Genomic DNA, 18606 nt, shown 5'->3' on the forward strand with positions numbered 1-18606 from the left:
TTTATAATCATGAATTATTGCCAAAGCAACTTTAAAATGGATGGATACAACTTGAATTTTTCATCAGCGGATAACAAGGTAGCATTTTGCTGTATTGATACTGAAATAATTAATCTATCGAATGGATCTCTATGCTCATTTAATAATGGAATGTTGTTATAGTTAAAAATTGATGGGTTATCTATGGGTAAATAGGTAAAGCCATCTAATAATGCCTGATAGTAGATATCTTCTGCGGTTACAATGAAATGAGGAAGTTTACCTAGTGACTGTTTGATAGAAATTTCAAATAGACTAATTTGACTAAAGTAAATGAGGTTTTCTATGTTTTGAATAATATCTAGAATCTTTTTAGGGATTTTCGGATTATTTTCCTGAAACCATAATAAACAATGTGTATCTAAAAGATAGTGATTAGATGCCATTACATATACTCTTTTAAATCTTCTAAAGGATCATTGAAATTATCCGGTATTGATATTTTACCTTTAAGTGCACCAGGAACTCTTTTCAAAAGCTGAGGTTTTTCATCCGTTAAAAAAGTTACTATAACATCAGTTTTAGACTGTACTGGTGCGGTTTCTTCCAAAATGATTTTCCCTTTTTCGTAATATCCTTTAATTGTAGCTAACATGTCCTTGTTGTTATTAAACAAATATACATTTTCGTTATTGCTATTCAAAAATGGATTGGCATATTGCTTCATCAGCTAGAAAGCTATCTTGCACAGACAGAAATATCAGGTTTTGCTTTAGTCTTTAACCTTAAGCTGCAACTTCCCTCAAATCTACTGCTACAACCCTGGAAACCCCTTGTTCAACCATGGTTACCCCATAAATGATATCTGTGCTGGCAATGGTACGCTTATTATGCGAAACAATAATGAACTGCGACTGATCTGAGAATTTTCGGATTATATTGTTGAATTTATCAATGTTCGTATCATCTAAAGGCGCATCAACCTCATCGAAAATACAGAAGGGGGCAGGTTTTAAAAGATATAATGAAAATAAAAGTGCTGTTGCAGTAAGTGTTTTTTCTCCGCCTGATAACTGGTTAATGGATAGCGGTCTTTTGCCTTTAGGACGGGCAATAATATCAATATCGGCCTCTAATGGATTATTGATATCAGATAAAATCAAATCGCAACTATCTTCTTCATTAAAGAGCGAACGAAAAACAATTATAAAATGCTCCCGGGCCTGGGTAAAGGCCTGCATAAATTTTTCTTTGGCCGTATCGTCAATTTCTTTAATGGTTTGTAGCAGATCTGCTTTAGCCGTATTTAAGTCTTTTTTCTGATTTTGAATAAAGACATAACGTTCTTCCATTTCTTTAAATGCCTCCATTGCCATTGAATTTATGGCTCCAAATTCATCCAGCTGGCGTTTCATTTTTTCTACCTTCTGCCTGATTTCAAACTCACTTTCCAATGTTTCTATGGCAATTTCCGTTTCCAGGAGATCATTAATGTCGATGTTAAATTCTACTGCCAATCGCTCCTTTAATGAATTTAGATCTATCTTCAGGCTATTTTTTTTATCCTTGATTTCCGTTAATAAAAAATCTGTTTCTTCACGGTTTTTACGAATAACCGCAATGTTTCCTTCTAAATCATTGATGGTTCCTTTGCTTTCAAAATACTCTTTCTCAATGTCAGCAAGGCCTTTTTCCAGATCTTCACGTTGTTGATACATCTCTAAAAGCGTATCGTCACTTAAATCGGTATGCTGTAAAGTAGCGGTAATTTGCGTTAAGGTTTCCTGCAGTTCTTTGTCGTTTTGCGCTATTCTTTTATCCAGCGCTTCTTCCTGCACAAAGCGGTAATCTAAATCTTTTTCCAGGCCAGCCAGCTTGTTTTGCTGTTGGTGAAAGCGGATATTATCCTGGTTATATTTGCCGGCAGAATCATTGACCTGATCGGCAAGTTCCTGATAATTTAATTGCTGTTCCTGCAAGTTAAGATGTTCCTGTTGTTGTTTTTGCTGCAATTCAACTAGCGCAGGTAACTTTTCCTGAAGCGATTTTTCAATAGAAGCAATTTTTTGGGCAATATCTGTTTTCCGGTTTTCGCTGGTAGTAATAAATTCCTGGTATTGGTCTCGCCGGGTTTGAACTGAAATCTGCTCATTGCTTAAACGATTTAATTCCTGCTGTAAAGTGTTAATTACATTAACTTTTGAAGCTTCTTTCAGACTGAAAATCTGATCATTTTCTGCCTTAATGACTGCAGTGTACTGATTAATTAAAGATTCGGAGGCCTTAATTTCTTTGGCTAAATTCTCCAGGTTTTTAACACGTCCGATACGCTTTCCTTCAAATAAACCGACAGACCCACCAGATAACGTAAACCTGCTTTGTGCATATTTTCCGTTTTTTGCGAGAATAGTCAGGCTTTCAGCTGGGCTTTCTCTGAAAATTTGTTCCTGCGCTGCAACAGCCAGATATACATTTTGTAGCAGCAGGTTGCACAGGTTTTGGTACTTTTTATCAACATCGATAACTGAAAGTGCCGGAACTAATCCTTCCTGTGGTATTAAAACCGGGTTTTTGTCCGGGACATTTTCCAATATGAAAAAGTTTGCACGGCCGCGGCTGGAATCAGTCAGCAAATTAATAGCCTGAACCGCATCCGCATATTCATCAACCACATAATGGTTCATTACCGGTTCCAGATAATTTTCTATGGCGATCCGATAATCTTCATGACAAAACAAGATATCAGAGAGGAGTAGGGCACTCTTTGAAAAGCTGTTGTTTTTTTTAAGAAAACGAATCGATTCAGGATAACCTTCTAAACTCTCTACAAGAGATTTGGTTAGGTTATATTCATTTTGTTTAGCGTCTTTTTTACGGTTCTCGGCATTGAGTTTTTCTTTGTTTGACGCTAAGGTAATTTCTGATGCCGCTAATTTTTCTTTAAGGATTTTTTCAGCTTCTTTAAGCTGTTTGATGTTGCGCTGCTTTTCCGAAACCTGGATGTCGAGTTCTGCCAGGGCATGATCAAAAGCTTTCAATTCCAGTGTTTTAGTTTCTGCATCCCCCTCATTTCTGTTGGTTTCCTGCACCAAAGCATCTTTTTGAATATTAAGGATGTCGATTTCTTTTTGCGACTGGTAAACCTGATTTTGCAAATCATTTAGCGATTTGATCAGACGATCAGTCCTGTTTTTTTCGGTTTGTTGCTGTTCCCTTAGCGTGTTAAGTGTTGATTTTAATAATTTTAAGTCAGCTTCTAAACGATTGAAAACCTCTGTTTCTGTTAAAACCTCTTCATTTAAACGCTTAATATTGTATTTGATATGGCTAAGTTGATTTTTGTCTTTTTCAAGCTCACCTGCTAAACGGGTTTCTTTTTCCTGCAAAAACCGCATTTGCTCATTCTTTATCTTCTTTTCACTTTCATAAGTACGGATTTTAGAGACCAGTTCATTGGTGGCCTTTTGTTGTACTGAAAGATTTCTTTCCTGATTAATACTGCCTAATTTAAGTTTTTGCAATTCGGCTTCCTGCTGATCAATTCTGGTGCTCAGTTCTGATCTGTTTACCTGCTGATTTTGTTCCTGAGTTTCTAATGCATCAAGGTCTGTGCGGAAAAAAGCAATTCTATGGGTGGCCAATTGAATGCTCAGTTCACGATACTGTTCTTTTAACTTATAATAACGCTCTGCTTTTCTGGCCTGACTTTCTAGTGTTTTTAAGTTCTTTTCAATTTCGAAAAGCAAATCTTCCACGCGTTCTAAATCGGCTTCAGTATCTTTTAATTTATTGAACGTTTGCTTCTTACGTAACTTGTATTTGGAAATGCCTGATGCCTCTTCGAATAAAGAACGGCGGCTATGCTCCTTATTGGTAATGATCTCATCTACCATTTTCAGCTCAATAATCGAATAGCTGTCTGATCCGATTCCCGTATCCAGAAATAAATCGGTAATATCTTTTAAACGGCATTGCACATCATTCAAGCGATACTCACTATCACCGTTTCGGTACAATTTTCGGGTAACAGTCACTTGAGAATAAGCTGTAGGAAGGATATTTTTTGTATTGTCAAAACTTAATGAAACCTCGGCCAGTTGTGCCTGTTTACGATTTTTTGTACCATTAAAGATGATGTTTTCCATCTTTTCAGAGCGTAAAGCTTTAGTGCTTTGCTCGCCCAAAACCCAGCGCATAGCATCAATTACGTTGGATTTTCCACAACCATTCGGACCAACAATAGCGGTAACACCCTCATTAAAATTGATGGTCACTTTGTCACCAAAGCTCTTGAAACCCTTAATTTCTAATCTGGTAAGTTGCATGGTTTGTATTCGGGAGAACTCAACTCAATAATAAGGATAAATTTTGAAAATTTAGGATGGAAGTATAAAGTTTACAATGTGTTTTGATTATTTCAAAGGTAATTGTACAATTTAATATCCTCAATAAAATGTAAAAAGTCCTACAGTTAAAACATTCCAATCCAATTCTGAGTACTATTGATAGTTAAATTACAGTTTTGTATAAATTTTAATAATATACTGTTATGGAATATAAAAGATTAGGTAAGTCTGGCCTACAGGTAAGTTCATTAGGTTTAGGAAGTTGGCTAACTTTTGGCGCTCAAATTAGTGATAAGGTGGCTGATGAACTGATGGGGATTGCTTACGATGCTGGTGTAAACTTTTTCGATAATGCTGAAGGTTATGCAGAGGGAAAATCTGAAATGGTGATGGGCAAAATTTTTAAAAGCCAGGGTTGGGAAAGAGATTCTTTTGTAGTATCGAGTAAAGTTTTCTTTGGGGCTGAAAATAAGGGGCCAAATCAAATGGGCTTATCTCGTAAGCATGTAACAGAGGCTTGTCATGGCGCACTAAAGCGTTTGCAGGTTGATTATTTGGACTTATATTTTTGCCATAGACCGGATAAAAATACCCCAATTGAAGAAACAGTTTTAACCATGAATACCTTAATAGAACAAGGTAAGATTTTGTATTGGGGAACATCTGAGTGGAGCAGTGCTGAAATTACTGAAGCTATAGCTGTTGCAAAAGACTATAGAATAATTGGCCCTACAATGGAACAGCCACAATATAATTTGTTCGAAAGAAAGAAAATGGAAGATGACTTTTTGCTTCTTTTTCGCGATCATGGACTAGGAACAACGATTTGGTCTCCTCTAGCATCCGGTTTACTATCCGGTAAATATACCAAAGGAGATGTAAAAGATACTCGTTTGGCTGATGTAAAATTAGGTTGGCTTAAAGAGAATGTGATGCAAGCCGATAGACTTCATAAAGTGGAGAAATTGCAAGAAGTTGCCGATAATCTTAATATATCGTTAGCTAAATTCGCTCTGGCCTGGTGCTTAAAAAATCCAAATGTTAGTTCTGTCATTTTGGGTGCATCAAAAAGCGCACAGCTTAAAGAAAATTTAACCGCACTAGAAGTGGTTCCATTGTTAACCGATAAGATAATGGAAAAAGTAGAAGAAATTATGGGCACGAAGCCAGTGTTGAGTCAGTTTTAAAAAAAATGGGAGTAGTGATTTTTTAGTAAAACTACTACTCCCACTTTGGCGATTGTTGGTAAATTGTATAACCCATGTTGCCAAGTATGTCTTAGAGGATTATTATTTGTCCTTTTCCATCATAGTTAAAAGACCAAGTTGTTGTACTTGCTGAACCCAAAATTTCATTGTAATAATGAATTTCAGTATATTTTCTATAATTATTTTTTGAAAGCGAACGGTAAAAAAACTCATCCAATAACTGTAATCTCTTACAAGGATTAATAGAATTGTCATAGTCTTCAAAAGTTCTAATAATTCTTTCTCCTTTATTTATCCCATTTTGTTGTCTGAAATATTCTGACCTAATTAAATTTCCATTTATATCGTAATAAAATTTTTCTAAGTATGTTAATATATAGCTGTCCGGATCAGTTGGGATGTAAGGTAGATTAGGAAAAAAAGTTTTTATTTCAGTAATATGTTTATCCGAATAATTAAATGTCTGTTTTTTGAGCAGATAATTATTTTCATTAGGGATCTCTTTCTTTTCAATTTGATTCAGATCGTTTAGCGTAAAATATTTTGTATTTAATACTGCACTAAAATCAGCTGATGAAGAAAAGTCTTCTACAGTAACATTTTGGCCTGAATAAACTAATGTAGTGTATATTTTATCCGTAAACACTTTAACGTTACCCGATGAAATAGGGATTGTTAAATCACCTCCAATTTTTTTAATAAGTCTTGAATACGTATCATATTCAAAGTTAAATGTGAAGTCTGGATTATTATTGTATAGTGATGAACCCGGATAAAATACATTCGTCCTCATTTTCTTTATCAATGGCTCATTAAAGGGATCTTTTTGGATCGAATTCTCAGTTTTAGCGCAAGAAACTAGAAAAATTCCAATAAATAAAAATTTTATTATGTGTTTCACGTCTTTTATTTCATACTAACAGTTAGTGTTAGGGTTTAAGAAGTATCTGGAAAAAGGGGCTAAATTTTAAACTATACATCTTTATATTTAAGAACTTTATTATTAATTTCTCACAATCATCAGCTTAGCGAACTTCAACAATAATTGTTTGTTTCCTAATCCCTGAAAAAATACCGTAGCCTTCACATCGGGTAAAGTACCTTCCAGACTGATGATTTTTCCGAAGCCAAATTTTTCATGCTCTACTTCCATACCACCTTGAAATTCATGTGGCTGAGAAGGTGCAAATCCAGGCGTAGGTACGTGAGCTTTAGCCAACAGCGAGGTTGTTTTCGGGCGCGGCGGTGGGGCAGAGGTGGTACTTGCTGGCTTCGGTTTACTGTAAAAATCACGCGGTTGCGAAGTCCAGGTTTTACGCTCATCATCAAAATTACCTTCCATAACATTGCTTTTGGCAGGTTTAACATCCAATTCTAAAAATCTTGGATTAATTTCATTAATAAAACGACTTGGCTCACAATTGGTGAGGGTTCCCCATCGGTACCTGGATGTTGCGTAAGTGATTGTCAGTTTTACCTCTGCACGTGTGATGGCTACATAAAATAAGCGTCGCTCTTCTTCCAGGTCAGAGCGGGAGTTTACTGACATTTGAGATGGAAAAAGGTTTTCCTCCAAACCCACAATAAATACATTTTTGAACTCCAGCCCCTTTGCTGAGTGAATCGTCATTAATGAAACGGTGTCCTTGTTTTTATCGCCATCCTTATCATCATTGGTTAAGAGGGCCACATCCTGCATAAAAATATCCAGGCCTTTTTCCTCAATATCTTCCCGTTCTGCAAACTCTTTTATACCATTTAACAGCTCCTGGATATTTTCATATCTCGAACGGCCTTCTACACTATCATCCGTATACAGTTCCTTTAAAATTCCGGCATGTTGTGCAATAAACAAGGCAGAATCATAAGCGTCTAATTTTTTGGCTTCAGCCTGAAAGCTTTGAATCATCATAGAGAAATCATTCAGCTGGTTGGCTAAACGTCCGTCTACATATTGATGTGCATTGGAAATGACATCCCACATGGTAATATTATGTTGAGCAGCGGATACGATAATTTTATCAATAGAGGTATCTCCAATTCCACGTTTTGGATAGTTGATGACCCTTTTAATGGCTTCTTCGTCCTTCGGATTAAAGGTTAAGCGGAAATAGGCAATTAAATCTTTAACCTCCTTGCGTTGATAGAAAGATTGCCCGCCATAAATTTTATAAGGGATGTTGAGCTTGCGTAAACCTTCCTCCATCGCCCTGCTTTGCGCGTTTGTGCGGTATAAAATGGCAAAATCACTATGTTTATAGCCTTTTAAACCACGTTCCTGGATGATGGATTCTGCCACCAGTTTACCTTCTTCATTATCCGTAAAAGCACGCGAAACTTTAATTCTGTCGCCCTCAGCATTTTCAGAGAAAACATTTTTTTCCAGCTGATTTTTATTATTGGCGATGATGCTACTCGCGGCATCTACAATATTTTGAGTAGAGCGGTAGTTTTGCTCTAATTTATAAACTTTTAAATCCGGATAATCACGTTCAAAATTTAGAATATTCTGAATGTTTGCGCCACGAAAAGCATAAATACTCTGTGCATCGTCACCAACCACACAGATATTCTGATAAGCTGCAGCCAGTTTTTTTACAATGGTATATTGCGAAAAGTTTGTATCCTGGTACTCATCTACCATCAAATACCTGAATTTTTGCTGGTATTTGTTCAAAACTTCAGGATGTTCTTTCAATAGAATATTGGTCTTGAAGAGTAAATCGTCAAAATCCATGGCACCGGCACGGAAGCAACGTTTGGCATATTGCTCATAAATCTGACCAATCAGCGGACGTTTATTTTGAATGTCTTCTGCCTGAATCTGATCATTGGCCTGGTATTCGCCCCAGGAGATGAGGTTGTTTTTTGCAGAGGAAATTCTGCCGAAAACAAAGTTGGCAGCATATAATTTATCATCCAGCTGCATTTCTTTCAGAATGGCACGGATCACGCTTTTACTATCGTCGGTATCGTAAATGGTGAAGTTATTGGGATAGCCTATTTTTTCAGCCTCCACACGTAAAATCTTGGCAAAAACAGAGTGAAAGGTTCCCATCCAAATGTTTTTCGCCTCTGCGCCAACCACTTTCGAAATACGCTCACGCATATCCTTACTGGCTTTATTGGTAAAGGTTAGCACCAGGATGTTAAAAGGATCAGTTCCGGTTTGAATGAGGTGAGCAACCCTAAAGGTAATTACCCTGGTTTTGCCCGATCCGGCGCCAGCAACAATCATTACCGGTCCTTTAGTGTTCTCTACTGCTGCTCTTTGCTGTGGGTTTAATCCTTCTAAATAATCCAAATCGGCTCCTGTATTTTTAAGGTTCAAAAATAACAATTTCATTTCTTTTTTGGATAGGTGTTGGTAATTATTAAAAAGTTCACACATCAGTAATGTAAGCTCATATTGAATATGAAATCTAAATCGTTAAATAAATTTTACTAATGATTTTCTTAATTATTTAGCCTGCTACTGTCAAGAAATTCCAACCATATGGAGATTCAAGCTCATATAGTTAGAAATGTTGTCAAGTACGCACCCTTATATGCTTCTTAGGTCTGGTTAGTATTGATAATGAATATTTTAATTTCCAAAATGGATTGACGTTATGCCAAAATTACAGATCTCCCATTTGGGAATAGAATTTGATATGTTTTCGCTATGAACGAGAAGAAAATTAATAAAAACGTTGAGTTTACTGATGTGCCAGAAGGAGAGTCTACAGATATTTATGCCAATTTAAAAGAGAAACTGGAAAGTGTAGAGCAGTTTCCGGGTGTTTACAATTTTAAATTTATTATAACAGGCGGATTGGATAAAGTAGATGAATTGCGCAAGATACTACCTGATGATGAATTTATTGAACAACCTTCGAAAACAGGTAAATATGTATCCATCACTGTAAAAAAACAAATGCAAAATGCAGATGAAGTTATTTCAATTTATAAACAATCGGCAACTATTAAAGGGATTATGGTACTTTAATGTATTTATTAGGAATGAGTGTGCTTTATTAGTGGAATTTAACGAGCAACAATAAATTTTTTAGCCACATTATACTGACCTGAATCAGATGTAATTTTGAAGATATAAATCCCCGGAACGAATGAAGCTGTATTAATTTCAAGTGTATGTTTCCCTGTATTTAAATATTCATTTATAACTGTTTTAACCAAACGGCCCATTAGGTCAAAAACCTGAAGGTTGATCTTATCGGTTTCAGGTAAAACAATATCCAAATATGTTTGGGAAGCAGCAGGATTCGGGTAGTTTTGTGAAACCACAAACATTAAAAACTTATCAAATATCGCTTTGTTAATAGCATCAAATATTACATAACTGATCAACCTGTATCCTCTTGCGTTAGGGTGAAAGGCATCCTGATAAAGTGTAAAATCTCGTCTCATCGCGGCGTTTACATCAGCCAGATAAATTTTGTATTCAGTAGCCAAACGCCTGTAAATGGCATTTAATGCCCTGATGTTTGAATTGGATGTAGCTAAAGTGGGGTTATTACGGTCATCTACATTTTGCAGGGTACATAAAATAGGTACCAGCTTTTGCTTTAAGCTAATGGTAATTAACTGCCGCATATTTGCTTCTGTTTCTGCCAAGCTTCCTTTGCCGCTGGTAATCGCAAGGGCATCATTGATACCCATTGAAATGACAATAAAACCTGTACGGTCTTTTACTGCATTATCTATCCGGAGCAATCCTTGTATAGTTGTTTGGCCACCAATACCCTGATTGGTAATGTCTACCACCTTATTGATATAACAGTTTTCAAAATTACTCTTCAGCATCGTCTGAAAGCCAACTCCTTTAACCCCCTCTACAGTACTGGCCCCAAAAGTGACAATGTTAATACTGTCTTTAGCATAAAACTGGGCCGCTTCAGGACAGCTTATACGAGATGGGTTTTGAGAATATGCAACTACGGAGATACCTAAAGAAAAAAGCAATAGCAGAAGGAAGATTAATCTCGTGCTAAATTTCATTACAAATGGCCATTCTGGTTGATTTTTAGATATCTAAATAATGGCGCAATTTACAAAAAAATGAATTAAAACGATTTTCTGAAGTAAAATTTTATCTGCCTGAAAATTCTAATTTTCAACAAGTTTAGCCTAAATAAATAACATCAATATGTTTTAAAAAAAGCATTACCGGAGGTGTATTGCCTAGTCCAATTTTTATATTCTCCGATTGCTTTTGGGTTAAAACCCTATATTTGTCTAAATTCATTTTGTTATGCAAGAGATTAAAAAATATGTAGAAACGCACAAGGAACGCTTTTTAGACGAGTTGTTTGAACTGTTGCGTTTCCCATCGGTTAGTGCAGATCCGAAGTATAAAGGCGATGTACTCAAAACGGCAGATTACGTGGCGCAAAAATTAAGAGATGCCGGTGCAGATCAAGTAGAAGTTTGTCCTACCGCTGGTTATCCGATTGTTTATGGCGAAAAAATAATTGACCCTTCATTGCCTACAGTTTTAATTTATGGCCATTATGATGTTCAACCTGCAGATCCGCTGGAACTTTGGCATACACCACCATTTGAACCTACTGTACGCGATGGCAAGATTTATGCTCGCGGTGCCTGCGATGATAAGGGTCAATTCTATATGCATGTAAAAGCTTTTGAATTGATGATGGAGACCAATACCCTGGCCTGCAATGTTAAATTTATGATTGAAGGTGAAGAGGAAGTTGGTTCTGCAAACCTTGGTATTTTTGTTAAAGAGAATGCTGATCGTTTAAAGGCAGATGTCGTTTTGATTTCGGATACTTCAATGATCAGCATGGAACATCCATCTATTGAAACTGGTTTGCGTGGTTTAGCTTACATGGAAGTGGAAGTTGTTGGTCCGAACCGTGATTTACACTCTGGTGTTTACGGTGGTGCTGTAGCTAACCCGGCCACTATTCTTTGTAAAATGATTGCTTCCCTGCATGATGAAAATAATCATATTACCATTCCTGCATTCTATGATCAGGTGGTAGAGTTGTCTGATGAAGAAAAGAAAGCTTTAAATTCGGCCCCTTACGATGAAGCTGAATATACAAAGGATCTTGATATTGCAGAAGTTTGGGGTGAAAAAGGTTATTCTACTTTAGAACGGACAGGCACACGTCCAACTTTAGAAGTAAATGGAATATGGAGTGGTTATATTGGTGAAGGTGCAAAAACAGTGTTACCAAGCAAGGCCAATGCTAAAATTTCTATGCGTTTGGTGCCTAATCAAAGTTCAGAAGAGATTGCAGATATCTTTACTAAACACTTTGAAAGCATTGCCCCTAAAAATGTAAAGGTAAAAGTAACACCTCACCATGGTGGCGAACCTGTAGTTACGCCAACAGACAGCATCGCTTACCAGGCTGCTGAAAAAGCGATAGAAGATAGCTTCGGTAAAAAAGCCATTCCAACACGTGGAGGTGGAAGCATTCCGATTGTGGCTTTATTCGAGGATGTGTTAGGCATTAAATCAGTGCTTTTTGGTTTTGGTCTGGATAGTGATGCTTTACACTCACCTAATGAAAAATACGACATTTACAACTACTATAAAGGCATAGAGACGCTACCTTTATTTCATAAATATTTTGCTGAGTTGAGTAAATAGGCTTTGCTATTTCAAAAATAATTTAATCCTTGTTTGGTAATTTCCAGACAGGGATTTTTTTTGGGAATATGAAAAATCAGTTTTTCATTTGGGCTGCAGTCCTGCTATTGTTCATAGTCCTCATTTCATTGCACCTCATTCCGGGCTATTTAACGCTGTCAGTTTTATTATGTGCGGGCAAACTTTCATCAACACCAGGCTGCCGGTATTTACCACACTGACTTTGGATCAGAACTCATTATCAATGAAACGTTACAATTGCTTTTTAAAAAAAGAGAATTTATTAAGCTGTTTTTTTATAAATTGTAGCCATGAAATATTCAATCTCTTCTCTTTTACTTTTAGCAGGCTTGGCTTCTTTTGCTCAGTCTACTAAAACGATTAAGCAATCAGGTAATCCTATATTCAAAGGCTGGTATGCAGATCCTGATGCAGCCATTTTCGATAATAAATATTGGATATATCCAACTTATTCTGCCAAGTATAAAGAACAGGTTTTTCTGGATGCATTTTCATCAGATGACTTAATTACCTGGAAGAAACATGACCATGTTTTAGATACTTCGGCAGTGAAGTGGGCAAACAAGGCCATGTGGGCACCGGCCATTATTAAGAAAGATAAAAAATATTATTTGTTTTTTGGAGCCAATGATATCCAGAGCGATCAGGAAATTGGAGGCATTGGTGTAGCCGTAGCTGATCGGCCGGAAGGACCGTACAAAGATCATCTTGGAAAACCTCTGGTAGATAAATTTCACAATGGTGCACAACCCATTGATCAATTTGTATTTAAAGATAAAGACGGTCAGTATTACCTCATTTATGGTGGCTGGAAACATTGCAATATTGCCAGACTTAATAAAGATTTCACAGGATTTCTGCCATTTGAAGACGGAACCATTTTTAAAGAAATTACACCAGATAAATATGTAGAAGGACCATATATGTTCATCAGAAACGGAAAATATTATTTTATGTGGAGTGAAGGCGGATGGACTGGCCCTGATTATTCAGTAGCCTATGCTGTTGGCGATTCTCCTTTTGGCCCGTTTAAAAGAGTAGGTGAGATTTTAAAACAAGATCCTGCTATTGCGACAGGAGCCGGACACCATTCTGTGATTATTAACGAGAAAAAAGGCACCTACCATATTGTATATCACCGCCGTCCATTAACAGAAACTGACGGAAATCATCGTGTTACTTGCATTGATGAAATGAAATTTGATGACAATGGAATGATTCTGCCAGTGAGGATCACCAACGAAGGTGTTCATGCTCAAAAGGTAAAATAGTTTTCATCAGCTGGAAGTTCAGTAAAACTTCCAGCTAATTTGTTTTTTCTTCCAGCATAACTTCGCCTTTCTTATTGTTCAGCATGTTGAACCCCCAGGCACATAACAATAACAGGCAGGCCAACCCGAACCAGAGCCAGTTATAACCAAAATTTTTGGCAACAAAAAAGCCAAACAAAGGCCCGATAACCTGGGCAAATGACCAACTCAAAGTGTAGCCAGCCGCATATAGCCCTCTGTTATGTTCATTACTTCTGCTAATTACAATTGTATTAATGAAGGGTAATGAGAACATTTCCCCACCTGTAAATATGATAATGATAACCACTGCCGCAACCAGATGATAGCTAACAGGAGCACCCAGCAAGATATATGAAATCGAAAATAATACGGCACCAATGATGATGAAAAACATCGGCGATCTTTTGGCTTCTATTTTATTAATCATAATCATCTCAAACAAGGCGATAACCGATCCGTTAATGCCGATAATGATGCCTATGGCAAATTCATCGATGTGCCATTGCTCTTTAAAAAATACAGGTACAACCCTGAACATCAGGAATGCGCAGGTAATAAAAACAGTGGTAAGCAAAATGAATTTCACATAAAAAATATCTTTCCAGGGTTTCATAATAACCATGTTGATGGCATTTTCTTTTGCCTTCTGAATAAAACCTTTCACCTGTGGCAAAAACGATAAGATTAAAATACCAACGATAATACTTACGCCGCCTTCTACAATAAACAGCAGCTTGTAATTGATAGAGGCAATGATACCTGCCATGCTGATTCCTATTGACCAGCCGATATTTACAGCCAACCTGTTAAGTGAATATGACCTGGTGATAGTGCCTTCAGTAGCATAATGGGCAACCGCTGTAAAATTTGCAGGTCTGAAGGCTTCTGAAAAAAAGCTGATAACAACTGCCAAAACGCAAAGTGTGGAGAAATGTGTAATGGTTGAGAAAAAGATGAAAAGCAGTCCGCCGATAATTGATGATAAAATTTGTACGGGCCGAAAGCCAATCATGTCGGTGAGTTTACCCCCAGTTGCAGAACCGAGAATCGAACCTACGCCAAATAAAGTAATGATTAATCCAGCATCCATTTCGGAGCGATGGAGACTTTGCGTAACATAAAGGCCCATAAATGGGACAGCCATACTGCCGCAACGATTAAACATCATGACAATACTCAGTAACCAGGTTTCACGGCTTAGTCCGCTAAAAGATGATTTATAGGTATTTAAAATGAGTTTGAACATAATAATTTTTCCGGCGCACAAAAGTAATAAAGCCTTGCCGATTTATATTAAAATAAAAAGATAGTTGTACTTATTAAATTGGGCATCAATTTTATCAGAAAATCTTTCAGATAAGATGCAAGTAATTGTATTCTTTTTTATCTTTAAGTATTCTTTATTTAACGATCTAATCTCCTTAAATTAATGTTTCCATCTCAAAACCTGAAAGAAAAACTGGTTAACATCAGTAATGATTTGCTTCTACCTCAAGATTTTCATGATAAACTAGTACCTGCCATTACTACTTATACTCAACTTCTATTTGAACTTGGTGAAATAAGGCCTGATGAAATATCAGACAGAACAAATATTCAATCAAAATTTGGTCGTGCCATTGGTACATTTTGGGCAGCTAACTGTGTGAAAGAGGTATTAAGAACCCAACGTTTTGTGAGGGGATTATACTTAGCCATTAAAGATAAGTTGCTGCAAGGAGATGGTCCCATACATGTTCTTTATGCGGGTACAGGTCCCTTTGCCACGCTGGCACTTCCGGTAATGGTACAGTTTAGTCCTGCCGAAGTACAGTTTACCTTGCTTGAAATTAATGAGAACAGTTATAATAAGTTGGTGGATGTGATTACTGCTTTTGATTTAAACAGTTACGTGAAAGCTATTGAAATTGCCGATGCAACCAATTATGTTTTGCAAGATATTGACGTAGATATTGTAATTAGTGAAACATTAAATAGGGCGCTTATTACAGAGCCACAGGTTTTTATCATGTTAAATCTGGCCAGTCAGTTAGGCAGGGACGTAGTTTATTTACCAGAGGAAATTACGGTAAACCTATGTGCAAAAAAGAGAAGTGAAAATAAGCCAGCAAAGCTTAAAACACTGATCAATTTTAATGTGGATAAAATGAAAGAGATTATTGATCAATCTGAAGGGCAAAAATGGGCCTTTGATGAGATAAAAGTGAACATTAATAATATTGATCCTGCTGAGCTTTACTATTCTACTGAGTTAAAGATATATCGGGATAATTTTTTAGGTTATGAAGATTCTTCCCTGAATTTATTAGAAAAAGTAAAATTGGAGCATCAGATCGGGGATGACCTTATCTTTAAATATAACGCAGCCGAAAAGCCTGGCTTCATTGTTTATGCTAGCGAAAAGATAAGTTCATAGTTTATTGATAATTAATTAAATACATCGTCGACAATCTATTTACCCAAATATACCATTGTAGATTTAAGAATCATTTAGTAAGAATGTGGATTAATCTAATCCGGCAATCCCTTTTTTATTTCACTACATTTTCCTCAACTTAGCGACATAAAATATTTATGCCGCCAGAAAAACGAAAGCCCGTTGCCAGAAAGCAAACTACCAGAAAGCCTGCGCTAAAGAAGAAAAAGCCAGCTGTGTTTTCTAAGCAGATGAAAATGGCGTTGGCAGGCTTACTATTGATTTTGCTCTCACCACTTTACTATGGTTATGTATTAAGTGGTTTTGTTGCCTCCTGGCGGTGGATAAAAGATTGGGGGCAAGACCCAAATTACCGCACTTATAAAAGCTTTAATATTAAAATCCCGAAGAAATATACGGTGCACGGCATCGATGTTTCCTATTACCAGGGTAAAATAAACTGGTCAAAAGTGAAAGCCATGAAGGAAGATGAAGTGAAAGTCAGCTTTGCTTTTATTAAAGCTACCGAAGGTATTTTGCAGGTTGATCCGTATTTTCAGCGCAACTGGCGTGAAGCACCAAAGGCCGGAATTGTTTGTGGAGCCTATCACTTTTTCAGACCTAAAAAAAGCGGACGGGCACAGGCAAAATTTTTCTTACAGGTGGTAAATATCGAAAAAGGCGATTTACCACCTGTTGTGGATATTGAAACATTAGATGGTGTTTCTCCGCTTAGGATGCGGTTAGAGCTTTCAGATTTTCTGACCTACGTTGAAATGAAAACAGGTGTTCGGCCGATCATCTACACTGGTTTAAAGTTTTATGAGGATAATCTCGAAGGAAAGTTAGATGAATATCCCTTATGGATTGCCCATTATTACCAACCCAAATTGAAATTAGATAAAAGCCGCTGGAAGTTTTGGCAACATTCAGATAAGGCCAAAATAAATGGAATCGGTCATGTAGTTGATTTTAATGCGTTTAACGGGGACAGTACCGCACTTGCGAATATGTTGGTTCACTAAGTAAAATATTCATTGGCTCAATTGTCATCAGTTGTTGGTTCAACGAATTAAAATCATAGATAAATACAGATTTAAGGGAATTTTATTTATTATTACTTATTGCCATCTGACTAATTTTCTAATGAACCAATGGCCAATGAACTAAACTACCCAGCTTTCACATTTTTCAAGAAAAAATTCATCTGCCTCTGCGCCAATACCAACTTCATCAGGTACATCAAGGAAATAACCATTATAGGTCAATCCCCCCACAACAGGATCCACCAGATGACCAAGTAATGCGGTGTCTAAATCAAACAAATCTACATTCGGACTGGCCAAAGCAAAGTGCAGGTTTGCGCTTAAAGCGATCCGGCTTTCCAACATGCTTCCAATCATGCATTTAATCCCTTTTTTTAAAGCTTCCTCATGAATTTTTTGTGCTTCTAAAATTCCGCCGGATTTCGAAAATTTGATGTTCAGGTAAGTGGTTGATTGACTGTTGATCAGTTTTCTGGCATCGTGATGGTTATAACAGCTTTCGTCAGCCATGAGTTTAATAGGAGAGTTGATGTTCAGTTCCGGAAGCCGGTCATCATACCAGGTACGCATGGGTTGTTCACAAAATTCAATATTGTATTGTTCCAGTTCACCAAGCGCAAATAAAGCCTCATCAAAACCCCAGCCTTGATTGGCATCCAAACGTAACATCATTTCAGTACCAACCGCTTCACGGATTTGTTTTACCCGCTCAATATCATCTTCAACATTTTTCCCGAGTTTGATTTTTAAAATCCGGCAACCTTTATTTTGGTAATTCAATGCTGTTTTCGCCATTCCCTCGGGGGAATCAATACCGATGGTCATATCAGTTTCAATGGTTCTTTTTGTTCCGCCCAGAAATTTATAGAGTGGCAAACCTGCATGTTTGGCCGCAATATCAAACAAAGCCATGTCGAATGCACTTTTTATGGTACTGTTATGATCGGCATAAGCCAGGAGGTCATTCATTCTTTCAGGAATTTCCAAAGGATCTTTGCCTTTTAAAATCGCGGCAAAGTCTTTGGCCATGGCGATGCAGGTTTCCTGTGTTTCTCCCACAATCATCGGGAAAGCCGAGCATTCGCCAATGCCGTGGATGCCCGCATCCGTATAAATTCTAATCAATACATTCTGTGCGAAATGCATGGTTCCGGTTGCAATGACAAAGGGTTCCATCGGGATACTAAAGCGATATATTTCGGTATGCGTGATTTTCATTTTTTTAAGTTTGAAGGTGTAAGATTTGCTATTTGGGATAAAAGTCGTTAATGTATCCAATTCAATTCGGTACGCAATGCGTCACGAATTGGAAAAGCCTTAAAGAAACTTCTGATATTTCTCAAATTACTTTCATCAAATCCTTTTCCAAACTCAAGCGTAAGCTGTTGCGATAAATTCTTTAATGTACTTTTGCCATAATCTGCCCTGGCTTTATCTTCCTGCTCATCTTCAATAATTAACTTACCAATTTGCCAGTATGATTCAGGTAATTCAGCATTTGCTGCCCTGTAAACTTTCAGACGAGACTGAATAATAATTTTCTTAACAATGCTGAATAAATCGCTTTTAGCTAATTCCATAAACACAAATTGATCGACATCTAAAATAGAAAAACAAAACTAAAAGGGAGCAGCATTGTAGATAATTTATAGCTTTACCTGTTTAATATTGTA

Annotated in this window: 15 protein-coding genes; 6 read left to right on the plus strand and 9 right to left on the minus strand. The window is 36.9% G+C overall.

Features of this window, described 5'->3' with window-relative positions; translation table 11 throughout:
- Nucleotides 1-14: 14 nt before the first annotated feature.
- The 3 genes from OQX64_RS01185 to smc all read right to left on the minus strand — a co-directional run bounded on the left by OQX64_RS01185 (nt 15) and on the right by smc (nt 4304).
- The gene (locus OQX64_RS01185) at nt 15-425 is read right to left on the minus strand and encodes a type II toxin-antitoxin system VapC family toxin (RefSeq protein ID WP_265817165.1); all 411 of its coding nucleotides are present in this window, start codon (nt 423-425) and stop codon (nt 15-17) included.
- Complete coding sequence (locus tag OQX64_RS01190; protein WP_088300783.1) at nt 425-634, minus strand: DUF2281 domain-containing protein; 210 nt, start codon at nt 632-634, stop codon at nt 425-427. Before OQX64_RS01190 ends, OQX64_RS01185 begins: the two co-directional genes overlap by 1 nt.
- A gap of 130 nt (nt 635-764) precedes the next feature.
- Nucleotides 765-4304 carry a chromosome segregation protein SMC gene (gene smc, locus OQX64_RS01195; protein WP_265817166.1) on the minus strand — a complete coding sequence of 1180 codons (3540 nt, stop codon included), beginning with the start codon at nt 4302-4304 and terminating at the stop codon, nt 765-767.
- A gap of 224 nt (nt 4305-4528) precedes the next feature.
- Between smc and OQX64_RS01200 the strand changes: the two genes are divergently transcribed.
- On the plus strand, nt 4529-5512 hold the full coding sequence (locus tag OQX64_RS01200) for an aldo/keto reductase (RefSeq protein WP_265817167.1): 984 nt from the start codon (nt 4529-4531) through the stop codon (nt 5510-5512).
- A 91-nt stretch (nt 5513-5603) separates the two neighbouring features.
- Here the strand turns inward: OQX64_RS01200 and OQX64_RS01205 are convergent, their stop codons facing one another.
- On the minus strand, nt 5604-6434 hold the full coding sequence (locus tag OQX64_RS01205) for a hypothetical protein (RefSeq protein ID WP_265817168.1): 831 nt from the start codon (nt 6432-6434) through the stop codon (nt 5604-5606).
- Nucleotides 6435-6536: 102 nt separating this feature from the next.
- Nucleotides 6537-8837: an ATP-dependent helicase gene (locus OQX64_RS01210; RefSeq protein WP_265818280.1), complete on the minus strand. Its 2301-nt coding sequence runs from the start codon at nt 8835-8837 to the stop codon at nt 6537-6539.
- Between the two features lie 360 nt (nt 8838-9197).
- On the opposite strand from OQX64_RS01210, the gene OQX64_RS01215 reads away from it, so the two are divergent.
- Nucleotides 9198-9521, plus strand: coding sequence for a DUF493 family protein (locus tag OQX64_RS01215; RefSeq protein WP_088300779.1), 324 nt, complete (start codon nt 9198-9200; stop codon nt 9519-9521).
- A gap of 38 nt (nt 9522-9559) precedes the next feature.
- On the opposite strand, the gene OQX64_RS01220 is transcribed toward OQX64_RS01215, so the two are convergent.
- On the minus strand, nt 9560-10534 hold the full coding sequence (locus tag OQX64_RS01220; RefSeq protein WP_265817169.1) for an SGNH/GDSL hydrolase family protein: 975 nt from the start codon (nt 10532-10534) through the stop codon (nt 9560-9562).
- A 253-nt stretch (nt 10535-10787) separates the two neighbouring features.
- On the opposite strand from OQX64_RS01220, the gene OQX64_RS01225 reads away from it, so the two are divergent.
- Together OQX64_RS01225 and OQX64_RS01230 are read left to right on the plus strand one after the other, a co-directional pair.
- Nucleotides 10788-12158, plus strand: coding sequence for a dipeptidase (locus tag OQX64_RS01225; protein ID WP_265817170.1), 1371 nt, complete (start codon nt 10788-10790; stop codon nt 12156-12158).
- Between the two features lie 311 nt (nt 12159-12469).
- Complete coding sequence (locus OQX64_RS01230) at nt 12470-13450, plus strand: glycoside hydrolase family 43 protein (RefSeq protein WP_088300776.1); 981 nt, start codon at nt 12470-12472, stop codon at nt 13448-13450.
- Between the two features lie 34 nt (nt 13451-13484).
- On the opposite strand, the gene OQX64_RS01235 is transcribed toward OQX64_RS01230, so the two are convergent.
- On the minus strand, nt 13485-14717 hold the full coding sequence (locus tag OQX64_RS01235) for an MFS transporter (protein WP_265817171.1): 1233 nt from the start codon (nt 14715-14717) through the stop codon (nt 13485-13487).
- Between the two features lie 183 nt (nt 14718-14900).
- On the opposite strand from OQX64_RS01235, the gene OQX64_RS01240 reads away from it, so the two are divergent.
- Both OQX64_RS01240 and OQX64_RS01245 read left to right on the plus strand, forming a co-directional pair.
- Nucleotides 14901-15887 carry a hypothetical protein gene (locus tag OQX64_RS01240; protein WP_265817172.1) on the plus strand — a complete coding sequence of 329 codons (987 nt, stop codon included), beginning with the start codon at nt 14901-14903 and terminating at the stop codon, nt 15885-15887.
- 158 nt (nt 15888-16045) lie between these two features.
- Complete coding sequence (locus tag OQX64_RS01245; RefSeq protein WP_265817173.1) at nt 16046-16912, plus strand: glycoside hydrolase family 25 protein; 867 nt, start codon at nt 16046-16048, stop codon at nt 16910-16912.
- Between the two features lie 141 nt (nt 16913-17053).
- On the opposite strand, the gene OQX64_RS01250 is transcribed toward OQX64_RS01245, so the two are convergent.
- Complete coding sequence (locus tag OQX64_RS01250) at nt 17054-18151, minus strand: mandelate racemase/muconate lactonizing enzyme family protein (RefSeq protein WP_265817174.1); 1098 nt, start codon at nt 18149-18151, stop codon at nt 17054-17056.
- A 47-nt stretch (nt 18152-18198) separates the two neighbouring features.
- The gene (locus OQX64_RS01255; RefSeq protein WP_265817175.1) at nt 18199-18513 is read right to left on the minus strand and encodes a DUF1016 N-terminal domain-containing protein; all 315 of its coding nucleotides are present in this window, start codon (nt 18511-18513) and stop codon (nt 18199-18201) included.
- Between the last annotated feature and the right edge of the window lie 93 nt (nt 18514-18606).

Origin of the sequence: Pedobacter sp. GR22-10 (genome assembly GCF_026239715.1) — a bacterium.
Classification (GTDB): Bacteria; Bacteroidota; Bacteroidia; order Sphingobacteriales; family Sphingobacteriaceae; genus Pedobacter.